Origin of the sequence: Streptomyces bugieae, from assembly GCF_036352915.1 — a bacterium.
Lineage (GTDB): Bacteria > Actinomycetota > Actinomycetes > Streptomycetales > Streptomycetaceae > Streptomyces > Streptomyces endophytica.
The window spans coordinates 1-385 of record NZ_JAZBJP010000236.1; the positions used below are offsets into that span (position 1 = coordinate 1).

1 protein-coding gene is annotated in these 385 nt (G+C 65.7%); it reads right to left on the minus strand.

Annotated features, from left to right (window positions below; genetic code table 11):
• On the minus strand, positions 1-339 hold a 339-nt coding region (rplO, locus tag V2J85_RS41045; RefSeq protein ID WP_330824449.1), incomplete at its 3' end, for a 50S ribosomal protein L15.
• Positions 340-385 lie beyond the last annotated feature (46 nt).

Below are 385 nucleotides of genomic sequence, written 5' to 3' on the forward strand. Positions count from 1 at the left end.
GACGAGGTGGTTGTTGCGCACGGCACCCTTGGCGACCAGGTCGGCCACCGTGACCTCTCCACCCTCGGGGTAGAGCGTCGCGAGCTTGTCCAGGTTCACGACCTGGTACTCCGTGCGGAACGGGTTCTTGAAGCCCTTGAGCTTCGGGAGACGCATGTGGAGGGGCATCTGGCCACCCTCGAAGCGCTCCGGAACCTGGTAACGGGCCTTCGTACCCTTGGTACCACGGCCTGCGGTCTTACCCTTGGACGCCTCACCACGACCCACACGGGTCTTGGCGGTCTTGGCGCCCGGGGCAGGCCGGAGGTTGTGGGCCTTCAGCGGGCTGTTCTCCGCCATGTCAGTCAACCTCCTCAACCGTCACGAGGTGGCGGACGGTGTGCAC